The organism is Roseateles sp. (assembly GCF_019237615.1).
Lineage (GTDB): Bacteria > Pseudomonadota > Gammaproteobacteria > Burkholderiales > Burkholderiaceae_C > Pelomonas.
The window spans coordinates 79,492-92,348 of record NZ_JAFAGT010000085.1 but is presented as its reverse complement, the minus strand read 5'-3'; the positions used below and the strand labels follow the sequence as shown (position 1 = coordinate 92,348).

16 protein-coding genes are annotated in these 12,857 nt (G+C 69.0%); 14 read left to right on the top strand and 2 right to left on the bottom strand.

All coding sequences use genetic code 11. The features are described 5' to 3' along the window. The first annotated feature begins 42 nt into the window (after window positions 1-42). The 9 genes from murJ to JOY88_RS17020 all read left to right on the top strand — a co-directional run bounded on the left by murJ (window position 43) and on the right by JOY88_RS17020 (window position 8,839). On the top strand, window positions 43-1,605 hold the full coding sequence (gene murJ, locus JOY88_RS17060; protein ID WP_293503823.1) for a murein biosynthesis integral membrane protein MurJ: 1,563 nt from the start codon (window positions 43-45) through the stop codon (window positions 1,603-1,605). A 2-nt stretch (window positions 1,606-1,607) separates the two neighbouring features. Further along, the gene (locus JOY88_RS17055) at window positions 1,608-2,468 is read left to right on the top strand and encodes a SirB1 family protein (protein WP_293503822.1); all 861 of its coding nucleotides are present in this window, start codon (window positions 1,608-1,610) and stop codon (window positions 2,466-2,468) included. A gap of 30 nt (window positions 2,469-2,498) precedes the next feature. Then, entirely contained in the window at window positions 2,499-3,557 is a 1,059-nt protein-coding gene (locus JOY88_RS17050; RefSeq protein WP_293503989.1) for an AI-2E family transporter, read from the top strand. After that, window positions 3,557-4,243, top strand: coding sequence for an HdaA/DnaA family protein (locus JOY88_RS17045; RefSeq protein WP_293503821.1), 687 nt, complete (start codon window positions 3,557-3,559; stop codon window positions 4,241-4,243). Before JOY88_RS17050 ends, JOY88_RS17045 begins: the two co-directional genes overlap by 1 nt. After that, window positions 4,240-4,908, top strand: a complete 669-nt coding sequence (locus JOY88_RS17040; protein WP_293503820.1) for a histidinol-phosphatase — start codon at window positions 4,240-4,242, stop codon at window positions 4,906-4,908. Before JOY88_RS17045 ends, JOY88_RS17040 begins: the two co-directional genes overlap by 4 nt. Then, entirely contained in the window at window positions 4,905-6,446 is a 1,542-nt protein-coding gene (pcnB, locus tag JOY88_RS17035; RefSeq protein ID WP_293503819.1) for a polynucleotide adenylyltransferase PcnB, read from the top strand. Before JOY88_RS17040 ends, pcnB begins: the two co-directional genes overlap by 4 nt. After that, window positions 6,443-6,919 (top strand): 2-amino-4-hydroxy-6-hydroxymethyldihydropteridine diphosphokinase, encoded by a 477-nt coding sequence (gene folK / locus JOY88_RS17030; protein WP_293503818.1) that lies wholly within the window; start codon window positions 6,443-6,445, stop codon window positions 6,917-6,919. Before pcnB ends, folK begins: the two co-directional genes overlap by 4 nt. 249 nt (window positions 6,920-7,168) lie before the next feature. Next, on the top strand, window positions 7,169-7,816 hold the full coding sequence (locus JOY88_RS17025) for a DUF47 domain-containing protein (RefSeq protein WP_293503988.1): 648 nt from the start codon (window positions 7,169-7,171) through the stop codon (window positions 7,814-7,816). A 12-nt stretch (window positions 7,817-7,828) separates the two neighbouring features. Then, window positions 7,829-8,839: an inorganic phosphate transporter gene (locus JOY88_RS17020; RefSeq protein WP_293503817.1), complete on the top strand. Its 1,011-nt coding sequence runs from the start codon at window positions 7,829-7,831 to the stop codon at window positions 8,837-8,839. On the opposite strand, the gene JOY88_RS17015 is transcribed toward JOY88_RS17020, so the two are convergent. Together JOY88_RS17015 and JOY88_RS17010 are read right to left on the bottom strand one after the other, a co-directional pair. After that, window positions 8,833-9,261 carry an NINE protein gene (locus JOY88_RS17015; RefSeq protein ID WP_293503816.1) on the bottom strand — a complete coding sequence of 143 codons (429 nt, stop codon included), beginning with the start codon at window positions 9,259-9,261 and terminating at the stop codon, window positions 8,833-8,835. The two genes, JOY88_RS17020 and JOY88_RS17015, sit on opposite strands and share 7 nt — an antisense overlap. Further along, on the bottom strand, window positions 9,258-9,806 hold the full coding sequence (locus JOY88_RS17010; RefSeq protein WP_293503815.1) for a GNAT family N-acetyltransferase: 549 nt from the start codon (window positions 9,804-9,806) through the stop codon (window positions 9,258-9,260). The genes JOY88_RS17015 and JOY88_RS17010 overlap by 4 nt, the downstream gene beginning before the upstream one ends. A gap of 180 nt (window positions 9,807-9,986) precedes the next feature. On the opposite strand from JOY88_RS17010, the gene rpsP reads away from it, so the two are divergent. The 5 genes from rpsP (at window position 9,987) to JOY88_RS16985 (ending at window position 12,844) form a co-directional block, all read left to right on the top strand. Beyond that, window positions 9,987-10,247 carry a 30S ribosomal protein S16 gene (gene rpsP / locus JOY88_RS17005; protein ID WP_293503814.1) on the top strand — a complete coding sequence of 87 codons (261 nt, stop codon included), beginning with the start codon at window positions 9,987-9,989 and terminating at the stop codon, window positions 10,245-10,247. A gap of 6 nt (window positions 10,248-10,253) precedes the next feature. Beyond that, the gene (gene rimM / locus JOY88_RS17000) at window positions 10,254-10,853 is read left to right on the top strand and encodes a ribosome maturation factor RimM (RefSeq protein WP_293503813.1); all 600 of its coding nucleotides are present in this window, start codon (window positions 10,254-10,256) and stop codon (window positions 10,851-10,853) included. A 10-nt stretch (window positions 10,854-10,863) separates the two neighbouring features. Next, on the top strand, window positions 10,864-11,616 hold the full coding sequence (gene trmD / locus JOY88_RS16995; protein ID WP_293503812.1) for a tRNA (guanosine(37)-N1)-methyltransferase TrmD: 753 nt from the start codon (window positions 10,864-10,866) through the stop codon (window positions 11,614-11,616). Between the two features lie 124 nt (window positions 11,617-11,740). Beyond that, window positions 11,741-12,094, top strand: a complete 354-nt coding sequence (gene rplS / locus JOY88_RS16990; protein WP_195793304.1) for a 50S ribosomal protein L19 — start codon at window positions 11,741-11,743, stop codon at window positions 12,092-12,094. Between the two features lie 66 nt (window positions 12,095-12,160). Further along, a complete protein-coding gene (locus JOY88_RS16985) occupies window positions 12,161-12,844 on the top strand; it encodes a CoA pyrophosphatase (RefSeq protein WP_293503811.1) in 684 nt (227 codons plus the stop codon). Window positions 12,845-12,857 lie beyond the last annotated feature (13 nt).

Genomic DNA, 12,857 nt, shown 5'->3' with positions numbered 1-12,857 from the left:
TTTCAAAAGGACGGGTATGAGCGGCACAGATAATCCGCCGCCATGAATCTGCTGCGCGCTGCGTCGACCATTTCCCTGCTGACCCTGACCTCGCGCATCACCGGTCTCGTTCGTGAACAGATGGTGGCCGGCCTTTTCGGCGCCACCGGCTTCACCGACGCCTTCCTCGTCGCCTTCCGCATCCCCAATCTGCTGCGCCGGCTGTTTGCAGAAGGGGCCTTCTCGCAGGCCTTCGTGCCCCTGCTGGCGGCCTCGCGCAGCACGCAGGGCGACGAAGCCACGCACGACCTGGTCGACGCCGTGGCCACCGTGCTTCTGTGGGCACTGGCCGCGACCTCGGTGCTGGGCATCGTGGGTGCGCCCGTGCTGGTGTGGCTGCTGGGCTCCGGCCTGTCCGCGAACACCTTCGACGCCTCGGTGGTCATGACGCGCTTCATGTTCCCCTACATCGGCTTCATGTCGCTGGTGGCGCTGTCGGCCGGCATCCTGAACACCTGGCGGCGCTTTGTCGTGCCGGCTGCGTCGCCGGTGCTGCTGAACCTGAGCATGATCGTCTGCGGCTGGGCCCTCGTCGGGCCGTTGGAGCGCGCCGAGCTGCCCGGCATCTATGGCATGGCCGTGGGCGTGATGCTCGGCGGCGTGCTGCAGCTCGCCGTGCAATGGCCGGCGCTGAGCCGCATCGGCATGCGGCCGCGCATGCGCTGGAGCTGGCGCGGATTTCGCGAATCGCAGGCGCATCCCGGCGTGAAGCGCATGCTGATCAACATGCTCCCGGCGCTGCTGGGTGTGGGCGTGTCGCAGCTGTCGCTGATGATCAACACGCAGATCTCGACCCATCTGGGCGCTGGCGCGACCTCCTGGCTCAACTATGCGGACCGGCTGATGGAGTTCCCCATCGGCCTGCTCGGCGTGGCCCTCAGCGCCGTGCTGACGCCGCAGCTGTCGGCGGCCCAGGCCTCGGGCGCGAGCGAGCGCTACAGCCGCCTGCTCGACTGGGGGCTGCGCATGGTGATGCTGCTCGCGCTGCCCTGTGCCGTGGCGCTGCTGGTGTTCGCCGAGCCGCTGACGGCCGTGCTCTACCATCGCGGCAAGTTCACAGCGGTCGACGTCGCCCACACGGCGCAATCGGTCATGGGCTGGGGCGTGGGTCTGTTCGGCCTCGTCGCCGTCAAGGTTCTGGCCCCCGGCTTCTATGCCCGCCAGGACACCGGCACGCCGGCCAAGATCGCCATCGCCGTGCTGGTGCTGACACAGTGCTTCAACCTCGTCTTCGTGCCCTGGATAGGTGTCGCGGGCCTGGCGCTGTCCATCGGCCTGGGCGCGCTGGTCAACGCGGGTTGGCTGCTGTGGGGCCTGAAGAGGCTGGGCAGTTACCGCCCGGAGCCCGGCTGGCTGGGCTTCGGCCTGCGCGTGGCCTTGGGTTGCGCGGCCATGGGCCTGCTGCAATGGCAGCTGGCAGCGCGGCTGGACTGGATCGTCCTGGGTGAGCACGAGATCCAGCGCGGCCTGTTCATGGCGGCCAGCCTGGCGGTCAGCGCCGTCGTCTACTTCGCCGTGCTCTTCCTGGCCGGCATGCGCCCGCGCGCGCTGGGGCGGCCGGGCTGACCATGAAGTACGCGGCCCCGACTCCGCTGGACTACTTCGCCACGCTGGTGGCGGAGGACGCGAGCCTGAACCTGCTGGAGGCCGCCGTCAGCCTTGCCCAGGATGAGGAGCCGGGGCTGGACGTGCAGGCCGTGCTGGCCCAGGTGGATGGCCTGGCGCGCCGACTGCGCGAGCGCATCACGCCCGAGACCGTGCCGGCCGAGCGGCTGCGCCTGCTGACGCGCTTCTTCCACGGCGAGCTGGGCTTTGCTGGCAACCTGAACAACTACTACGCACCCGACAACAGCTTCGTCCATCGCGTGCTCGAGACGCGGCGGGGCATCCCCATCACGCTGGCCGTGCTGCTGCTGGAACTGGCCGAGCAGGCCGGCCTGCGCGCGGCGGGCGTGGCCTTTCCGGGGCATTTCCTCGTCAAATGCCGCATGGGGCTGGGCGAAGTCGTCATCGACCCCTTCACGGGCGAAGTGCTGTCGGCCTCGCGCCTGGACGAGCGCCTGGCCGTCTACCGCCATGGCAGCGGGCTGCCGGCGGATCTGGATCTGCCGCTGGAGTTCTTCCTGCGCGCCGCGACGCCGCGCCAGATCCTGGCCCGCATGCTGCGCAACCTGAAGGAGGTGCATCGCGCCGCCCGCGACTGGCCGCGCCTGCTGGCAGTGCAGCAGCGCCTCGTCGTGCTGCTGCCGGGCGATGCGGTCGAGCGGCGCGACCGCGGCCTGGTGCTGGATGCGCTGGGCAACGCGGCCGCGGCGGCGGACGACCTGGCCTTCTATCTGGCCGAGCAGGGCGACGGGGCGCCGGACGCCGCGGAGCTGCGAGCTCGCCTGGCCGTACTGACTGGTCTGCGGCCCCCGCCGCTTCAGTAACAATCCGCGCCCTTGCTCCCACCACCCATGATGAAGCTCAGCAAGCATCAACGCACCGCCCTGACCTGGGGCGCTGTCGCTATCGCCGGCCTCCTGCTGCTGTGGCTGCTGGCGCCCGTGCTGGCGCCCTTCATCGCGGCCATGGTGCTGGCCTATGCGCTGGCGCCCGCCGTGCAGACCCTTGTCGACCGCCGCGTGCCGCGCTCGCTGGCCGTGTTGATCGTGGAGCTGCTGTTCGCACTCGCGCTTCTGGCCCTGCTGCTGCTCGTGCTGCCCATCCTGAGCAAGGAGCTGCCGGCCCTGCGCGAGCAGATCCCGGTACTGGCCAAGGCCGCCAACGACAGGGTCTCGCCCTGGCTGGCCCAGTACGGCATCTACCTGCAGCTCGACCCGGCCAGCATCAAGGCCTTCGTGCTGAAGTATCTGGACGCCAACCTCGAGGAATGGCTCGCCACGGTGCTGAGTTCGGCCCGCATCGGCGGCAGCTTCCTGCTCGCCTTCGTCGGCAATGCCGTGCTGCTTCCGGTCGTGCTCTTCTACCTGCTGGACGACTGGCCCGGCCTGATCGAGCGCGCGAGGCGCCTGGTGCCGCCGTCGGCGCGCGAGTCGGTCGGCAGCTTCCTGCAGGACTGCGACGCGACGCTGGGCCAGTACCTGCGCGGCCAGTTGCTCGTCATGGGGGCGCTCGCCGTCTTCTACAGCACGGGACTGGCCCTGGCGCGCTTCGACCTGGCCCTGCCCATCGGCGTCTTCACGGGCCTGGCCGTCTTCATCCCCTACCTGGGCTTCGGCCTGGGCCTGCTGCTCGCGCTGCTTGCCGGCCTGCTGCAGTTCGGCAGCTTCTACGGCGTCGCGGCCGTGGCCGTCGTCTTCGGCATCGGCCAGCTGCTGGAGAGCTTCGTGCTGACGCCGCGCTTCGTCGGCGAGCGCATCGGCATGAGTCCGTTGATGGTCATTTTCGCGCTGCTGGCCTTCGGCCATCTGCTGGGCTTCGTTGGCGTGCTGATCGCGCTGCCGCTGTCGGCCGTCGCGGCCGTCGCGGCGCGCCGGCTGCACCGGGCCTATCTCTCGAGCTCGCTGTTCACTTGATGCGACAGATTCCCCTCGCGCTGCTTGCCCCGCCCGCGCACAGCTTCGACAACTTCCTGCCCGGCGCGAACGCCGAGGCCCTGGCCTACCTGACGGGTCTGATGCCCGGCGACCCGCCGGCGCTGCTGTGGGGGCCTGCGGGCTCGGGCAAGACCCATCTGCTGCAAGGCCTGGCCGAGCGCTGGCAGGCCGCCGGCCAGCGCGTCGCCTGGTATGACGCCGACACCGCCTTGCCCTGGGAGCTGCCCGCCCACGAGAGCCTGCTGCTGCTGGACGACTGCCAGCGCTTCGACGCCGGCCAGCAGCATGCGGCCTTCGCGCTCTTCGTCGCCTCGGCGGGGCAGGGCTATACCGTCGTCGCGACGGCCGACGCGCCGGCCGTCGACCTGGCCGTGCGCGAGGACTTGCGCACCCGCCTCGGATGGGGGCCCAGCTTTGCACTGGAGCCGCTGCGCGAGGCCGAGATGCGCGCCGTGCTGCGCCGCGAGGCCGACCGCCGCGGCCTGCTGCTCGGCGACGAGGTGCTGTCCTATCTGCTGACGCGCTTCGAGCGCAACCTCAAGGGCTTGATGGCCTTGCTGGAGCGCCTGGACGAATTCGCGCTGGCCAACAAGCGGGCACTGACGCTGCCGCTGTTGAAGGCCATGCTGGCCGACGAGAAAATCGACACCGACCCCACACTATGAATCTCACGCTGTTCGATCTCGACGGGACCTTGATCCCGGTGGACTCCGACCACGCCTTCGGCGGCTTCATGGTGGAGGTGGGCTGGGTGGACGGCGCGGACTGGGGGGCGCGCAACGACGAGTTCTTCGCCCAGTACAACGCCGGCACGCTGGACCTGGCTGCCTACATCGATTTCGCCACCTCGGCCTGGCGCGCCCGACCGCTGGACGAAGCGCTGGCGATGCGCGAGCGCTTCATGGCCGAGGTCATGCGCCCGGCGCTGCGGCCCGAGGCCGTGGCGCTGGTCGAGCGGCACCGGGCGGCCGGCGACCTGATGGCCATCGTCACGGCCACCAACGTCTTCGTCACCGAGCCCATCGCCCAGTCCTTCGGTATCGAGCACCTGATCGCCGTCGACCTGAAGCGCGATGTGCAAGGTCGCTACAGCGGCGAGATCGACGGCATCCCGAGCTTTCGCGAGGGCAAGATCGCGCGCGTCGAGAACTGGCTGCAGGGCCTGGGGGCACAATGGCGTGATTTCGAGCGCGTGAGCTTCTACAGCGACTCGACCAACGACTTGCCCCTGCTCGAACGCGTCAGCCACCCGGTGGCGACCAATCCCAGCCCGTCGCTCGCCGCCGTCGCCAGCGCGCGCGGCTGGCCCCAGCTGCACCTCTTCGCATGATCAAGAAGTTCATCGACAAACTGCTCGGCAAGCCCGCCGACGCGGCCTCCAGGAAGACCAGCCCGCTCGGCAAGCGGGTCGAGGTCCCCGCCGAGATTCACGGCATCAATCCCGAGCTGCTCGACGAGCGTGCCGTCAAGGTCGTCAAGACGCTGACCGACGCCGGCTTCGAGGCCTACATCGTCGGCGGGGCGGTGCGCGACCTGCTGCTGGGCATGCGGCCCAAGGACTTCGACGTCGCCACCAATGCGACGCCCGAGCAGGTCAAGGGCCTGTTCCGCCGCGCCTTCATCATCGGCCGGCGCTTTCGCATCGTCCATGTCGTCTACGGCCGTGGCCGCGAGCATGAGGTCATCGAGGTCTCGACCTTCCGCGCGCTGCCCACCGAGTCCGAGTCCGTCGCCGGCAACGAGAAGACCGCCAAGGCCGAGCTTGACGGCAAGCAGCATGCCGTGGACGCCAGCGGTCGTGTGCTGCGCGACAACGTCTGGGGCCCTCAGATCGAGGACGCCGCCCGCCGCGACTTCACGGTCAACGCGATGTATTACGACCCGCAGCGCCGCCTCGTCGTGGACTACCACGGCGGCCTGGCCGACGCCAAGGCCAAGCTGTTGCGCATGATCGGTGACCCCGAGACCCGCTACCGCGAGGACCCCGTCCGCATCATCCGTGCCGTGCGCTTCGCGGCCAAGCTGGGCTTCGAGCTGGAGAAGAAGACCCTGGCACCGGTCAAGGCCTCGTCCGCGCTGCTGGCCAACGTGCCGGCCTCGCGACTGTTCGACGAGATGATCAAGCTGCTGCAGACCGGCCACTCGCTGGCCAGCCTCGCGCAGCTGAAGAAACTGGGGTTGGGCCGCGGCGTCTTCGCCGTGCTGGACGCGATGCTGACCGACGGCGGCGACCTGCCCGACGGCATCCGCGGCGACTTCGTGCGCCAGGCCTTCGAGGACACTGATCGCCGAGTCAACGAGGGCCGTGGCGTCAGCCCCAGCTTCATGCTCGCCTGCATGCTCTGGCACGAGGTGCTGGACCGCTGGACCAGGATCCGCAACGCCGGCGAGCCGCCCGTGCCGGCGCTGGCCCAGGCCATCGACGCCGTCTTCGACGCCCGCATCGGCGACATCTCCGGCCGCGGCAAGCTGGCCGCCGACATGCGCGAGATCTGGATGATGCAGACCCGCTTCGAACGTCGTTCGGGCTCGGGCGTGTTCAGCCTCATCGAGCAGCCGCGCTATCGCGCCGGTTTCGATTTCCTGCGCCTGCGCGCCGATGTCGGCGAGATCGACGCCTCGCTGGCCGATTGGTGGGAAGACTTCGCGTTGGGCAGTGACGAAGACCGCCAGGCGCTGCTGGCCGACGCCCGCACGGCCCAGCAGAAGGCGCCCCGCGCCGTGCGTGCGCCGCGGCCTGAGACTCCTGCCGCCGAGACGGCCGAGCGGGACGCCGGTGACGCACCCGCCAAGAAGCGCCGCCGGCGTCGCCGCAAGCCGGGCGGAGGCGGGGAGGGCGCCGCGGCGCCCGTCTCCAGCGCCGAGTGACTGCGCGCGCCTATGTCGGCCTCGGTGCCAACCTCGGCGCCGATCTCTCAGCGACATTGACGCAGGCGGCGTTGCGCCTGGCGGTCCTACCGGGAACGCAGGTCGCCGCCCTGTCCAGCGTCTGGCGCAGCGCTCCGGTGGATGCCGGCGGCCCGGACTTTCTGAACGCCGTCGCGGCGCTGGACACTGCCCTCTCGCCCATCGAGCTGCTGGACGCGCTGCAGGCCATCGAGCAGTTGCATGGCCGCGAGCGTCCGTATCGCAATGCCCCGCGCACGCTGGATCTGGATCTGCTGCTCTATGCCGATCTGGTCCTGGATACCCCGCGGCTGACGCTGCCTCACCCCCGCATGGGCGAGCGCGCCTTCGTGCTGCGGCCGCTGCTCGAGGTCGCGCCCGAGCTGGTCCACCTGGCCGTCGGCGCTGGCTGGCAGGTGCAGCGCATCGAGCGCCTCGGTCCGCTCTCCGTCTGACCCGGGGCGGCCCTTGGCCGCTGTTCTCGATCTTCGCCGGCAAGCCGGTTGCATTGGTCATGGCGCGGGCTTCGGACCGGCCGCCTTCGTGCCCTTCGGCTCTGCGCATGGGCGAGCTGTCGAAGCCGGAGTTCCCCTGGGTGGGGCGTGTTCGACCGAGGCTGGGTACCTCATCTTCCGGTCGGTTTGATGACGATTCCATGACGGTGCCCGCTAAACTGCGCGCCTTCAAGAAATCCAAGGATGGCCATGCTGTTTGGCAAGCTACTGCCCCGCGAGGGCAATTTTTTTGAGCTGTTCAACGAGCACGGCAGCTTCATCCTGGAGGGCGCACGCGCCTTCCAGAAGATGATCGAGAACTACGCCAGCCCGGCGCTGCGCCAGCAGTACGCGGACGAGGTCGACAAGGCCGAGCATGCCGCCGACCGTGTCACCGCCGAGGTGAACCGCCTGCTGCACCGCACCTTCATCACGCCCATCGACCGCGAGCAGATCCACAGCCTGATCAACGCGATGGACGACATCCTCGACCTGCTGCAGGACTCGTCCGAGACGCTGTCCCTGTACGACGTGCGTGTCGTGCCCGAGCAGGTGCTGCAGCTTGCCACGCTGTCCGTGCGCTGCTGCGAGCGCGTGCAGCACGCCGTCACGCTGCTGCCCAACCTCAGCAAGCCGGCCACGACCGAGGCGGCGCTGAAGACCTGCGAGGAGATCGACCGCCTGGAGTCCGATGCCGACCGCGTCATGCGCGCGGCCATGTCGCGCCTGTTCCGCGAGGAGGCCGACGTGCGTGAGCTCATCAAGCTCAAGGCGATCTACGAGCAACTGGAATCCATTTCCGACCGCTGCGAGGACGTAGCCAATCTGATCGAGGGCATCGTCCTCGAGAATTCCTGATCCGGCGCACCGATGGCATCCGCTGAGATCGCCTTCTGGGTGGTGGCCCTGCTCGTCGTGCTGGCCCTGCTGTTCGACTTCATGAACGGTTTCCACGACGCGGCCAACTCCATCGCCACCGTCGTTTCCACCGGCGTGCTCAAGCCCCAGCAGGCCGTGCTGTTCGCCGCTTTCTTCAACGTCGTCGCCGTCGCCTTCTTCCAGCTCAAGGTCGCGGCGACGATAGGCAAGGGCATCGTCGAGCCCGGCGTCGTCGACCACCATGTCGTCTTCGGCGCGCTGATAGGCGCCATCGCGTGGAACGCCATCACCTGGTGGTGGGGCATCCCGTCGAGCTCCTCGCATGCGCTGATCGGCGGCATCGCGGGTGCGGTCGTGGCCAAGGCCGGCACGAAGGCGCTGGTCGCCGCGGGCATCTGGAAGACCGTCGCCTTCATCGTCATCTCGCCGCTGCTGGGCTATCTGCTGGGCTCGCTGATGATGGTCATCGTGTCCTGGGTCTGCCGGCACAAGTCGCCGCTGCGCATAGACCGCTGGTTCCGGCGCCTGCAGCTCGTGTCGGCGGGTCTGTACAGCCTGGGCCATGGCGGCAACGATGCGCAGAAGACCATCGGCCTGATCTGGATGCTGCTGATCGCCGCGGGCATGGTGGGCGTCGGCGACCATGCCCCGCCGACCTGGGTCATAGGCGCCTGCTACATCGCCATCGGCCTGGGTACGATGTTCGGGGGCTGGCGCATCGTGCAGACCATGGGCCAGCGCATCACCAAGCTCAAGCCGGTGGGCGGCTTCTGCGCCGAGACCGGCGGGGCCATCACGCTGTTCCTGGCGACGGCGCTGGGCGTGCCGGTGTCCACCACGCACACCATCACCGGCGCCATCGTCGGCGTGGGTTCGGTGCAGCGCCCCTCAGCCGTGCGCTGGGGCGTGGCCGGCAGCATCGTCTGGGCCTGGATCTTCACGATCCCGGCCGCCGCGCTGGTGGCCGGCATCTGCTACTGGATCAGCTTTGCCCTCTACTGACCGACCTGGGACTCGAAATAGCGCTGGGCGCTGAAGGCGATGGTCGCCATCAGCGTCGTGCCGCCGATGAAGAGGCAGAGCACGACGCCGATGACGGCGGGCCAGCCGCCCGTCGAGGCGGGGCGGCCGGCGTTGAAGCGTTCGTTCCAGCGCTCGTCCGGCGTCAGGCCGTAGAGGATGCCGCCGAGCAGGGCGGCGACGAGGCTGATGCCCAGCAGCGGGATCAGCACCCAGGCCAGCCGGTCGTCCTGCCCCAGGTGGTCCATGCGCTGCAGGCCGATCAGGCCCAGCAGCGTTGGCAGCGGGAAGGCCCAGGCCCAGCGGTCCTTCGGCCCGTGCAGGTAGAAGCGGTGCAGGCCGAAGACGCCCACCAGCAGGGCCAGCCAGGTCGCGACGGCCTTGTGCTTGACGGCGGCGCTCATTCGGCCGCCACGCTGTCGCCCAGGCCCAGCGTGCGCTGCATCAGCACGACGTCCAGCCAGCGGCCGAACTTCCAGCCGGCGCTCTTCAGCAGGCCGGTGTGCTGGAAGCCCAGCGCCGTATGCACGCCGACCGAGCCGGCATTGGCCGCGTCGCCGATGACGGCCAGCATCTGGCGTGCGCCAGCGGCCTCGCAGCGGGCCATCAGCTCGGCCAGCAGCAGCCGGCCCACGCCCTGGCCCTGGGCGGCCGGGGCAAGATAGATCGAGTCCTCGACGCAGAAGCGGTAGGCCATCCGGGGGCGGAAGTAGTTGGCGTAGGCATAGCCCAGCACCTGGCCGTCGCGCTCGGCGACCAGCCAGGGCAGGTTGCGGCCCAGCACCTCCGTGCGGCGCCGGCCCATCTCATCGATGCCGGGCACCTCGGTCTCGAAGGTGCCGGTGCCCTCCCGCACGGCCTGGGCATAGATGGCCTGGATGGCGGCCAGGTCGGTGTCGGTGCTGGGGCGTATCGTCAGCGGCTGGGCGGCAGGGGAGGGCTGTGACATCGGAAGTCTTGGGAAACTGCTGGAAATGGACTCCGTCGAGTTTATAATGCTGGGTTTGGTGCTGGTCGCAGATGGCTGCGGCGTATCTACAGTGCCGCCCCCGGCAGGGGTTCCTGCTATTCGACTTGCTCGCCCTGAGTGTCTCCTCGCGCGGTGGTCGCCCAATTTTTAGGAAACATCATGGTTGTGATTCGTCTGGCTCGCGGCGGCTCCAAGAAGCGCCCCTTCTACAACATCGTCGTGGCCAACAGCCGCCAGCGCCGTGACGGCCGCTTCATCGAGCGCGTCGGCTTCTACAACCCCGTCGCCTCCGGCGCCGCCGAGAAGCTGCGTGTTCAGCAGGATCGCGTGAGCTACTGGATCGGCGTCGGCGCCCAGCTGTCGCCCACCGTCGCCCGCCTGGTGGGCGAGGCCAAGACGGCCGCCGTCGCTGCCGCCTAAGCAGGCGTGGCAGGCAACAAGCCTCAGAAAGACGGCGCTTCGGCGCCGTCTTTTGCTTCTGACGCCGCCTGGCCGGATGACCTGATCCAGGTCGGACGCATCCTCGACGCCTGGGGCGTCAAGGGCTGGTTCAAGGTGCAGGCCTATTCCAACCAGGGCGACGCCCTTTTCAACGCCAAGCATTGGTTCCTGAAGAGCGACGCCCCCAAGCCGGGTCGGCAGATGCTGACGGTGCTGTCCGTGCGCGAGCATGGCGAGGGCATCGTCGCCAGCGCCGAGGGCATCGCCGACCGCAATGGCGCCGAGGCGCTGCGTGGCTGGGAACTGTGGGTCTCGCGCGCCGATTTCCCGCGCACGGGCGACGGCGAGTACTACTGGGTCGATCTCATCGGCCTGGACGTCGTCAACCGCGAGGGCCAGGCCCTTGGTCGCGTCATCGGCCTCATCGACACCGGGGCGCATGCCGTGCTGCGCATCCTGCCGCCCGGCGTCGCCGAGCCGGCCAAGCCGGACCAGGAGCGCCTGATCCCCTTCGTCGAGGCCTTCGTCGACGACGTCAGCCTGGCGGAGCGCCAGATCCGCGTCGACTGGGGCGTGGACTACTGACGCCGCTGCCATGCGCTTCGACGTCCTGACGATCTTTCCGGAGCTCTTCGCGCCGCATCTGACGCATGGCGTCACGCGGCGCGCCTTCGAGAGCCGCCAGGTCGACGTGCGACTGTGGCCGCTGCGCGATTTCGCCGAGGACAACTATCGCCGCGTCGACGACCGCACCTACGGTGGCGGTCCCGGCATGGTCATGCTGGCAGAGCCGCTGGAGAAGGCCCTGGCGGCCGTCAAGGCGGACCGCGGCGAGGCGGCGCCCGCCGTCATCCATTTCACGCCCACTGGCGCCCGTATCGACCAGTCCCGCGTGCAGGCGCTGGCCGCCGGCCCGGGCGCCATCCTGCTGTGCGGGCGCTACGAGGGCATAGACCAGCGCGTGCTGGACCGCCATGTGACGCTGGAGCTCAGTCTGGGCGACTTCGTGCTGTCGGGTGGCGAGTTGCCCGCGCTGGCGCTGCTGGACGCCGTCGCTCGGCTGCAGGACGGTGTGCTGGGTGATGCCAAGTCGCACCAGCAGGACAGTTTTTCCGACGGCCTGCTGGACTGCCCGCACTACAGCCGCCCCGAGGTCCTGCCCGACGGCCGCGAGGTGCCGGCGGTGCTGCTCTCCGGCCATCACGCCGACATCCGGCGCTGGCGCCGCGAGCAGTCGCTGGCGCTGACGGCTGCCCGGCGGCCCGATCTGATTGCAGCGGCCCGCGCGGCCGGCCTCCTGAGCAAGGCCGACGAGGCCTTCCTGGCCAAATCTAGGCAAAACCCGTGATCCCGGGCTATACTTGCGGGCTGTCCGATCCTCTGGCGGGTCGAGTGGACTGAAGGTCTTTACGGACCTTCGGCTGCAAACCCAACCGATAAATAGCGGTCCGCCAAGATCCCTAGGAGTACAGATGGACCTGATCCAAACCCTCGAGCAAGAAGAAATTGCTCGCCTGAACAAGACCATCCCGGCCTTCGCCCCCGGCGACACCGTGATCGTCAGCGTCAACGTCGTTGAAGGCAGCCGCAAGCGCGTGCAGGCCTACGAAGGCGTCGTCATCGCCAAGCGCAACCGCGGCCTGAACAGCAGCTTCATCGTCCGCAAGATCTCCAGCGGCGAAGGCGTCGAGCGTACTTTCCAGCTCTACAGCCCGCTGATCGCGTCGATCGAAGTCAAGCGTCGCGGTGACGTCCGCCGCGCCAAGCTGTACTACCTCCGTGAGCGTTCGGGCAAGTCGGCCCGCATCAAGGAAAAGCTGGCCTAAGCAGCACGCTTGCTGCACTCAAGCCGCCCTGGGCCTACGCTCACGGCGGCTTTTGTCTTTGTCGCCATGAAACGCCCCGTCATCACCCAGCCCCAACTGGTGCCCGTCACGCGCACCGACAGCGACCTGCCGGCCCTGCCACCCCAGGCCCTGACTGCCGCGGCCGTTCGCAATCGACTGCAGGCCTCGTCGGGCTGGACGCCCGAATACGTCGGCGACGGCGGATTGTTCTCGGATCGTCCGCCCGCCAATGCCGCCGTGCTGGTGCCGCTCGTCCAGCATGAGGCGGGGCTGAAGCTGTTGCTGACGCGCCGCACCGACCATCTGCGCGACCATGCCGGCCAGATCAGCTTCCCCGGCGGTCGCGTCGAGCCCGAGGACGACGGTCCCGTGGCGACCGCGCTGCGCGAGACCGAGGAGGAGATCGGCCTGTCGCGCCGCTACATCGAGGTCATCGGCCAACTGCCGCTCTACTCGACCGTGACGGCCTTCCAGGTCACGCCGGTCGTGGCCCTCGTCGAACCCGGCTTCACGCTGCGACTCGACGATGTCGAGGTCGCTGAGGCCTTCGAGGTGCCGCTGGACTGGCTGATGGATCCTGCCCATCACCGCCACCACCGCTTCGAGTTCGCCGGGGCCGAGCGGCGCTTCCTGTCCATGCCCTGGCAGGGCCCCCAGCGCGAGTACTTCATCTGGGGCGCGACGGCCGCGATGTTGCGCAACCTCTACCGTTTGCTGAGCAGCGCCTGACCCGGGCACTATC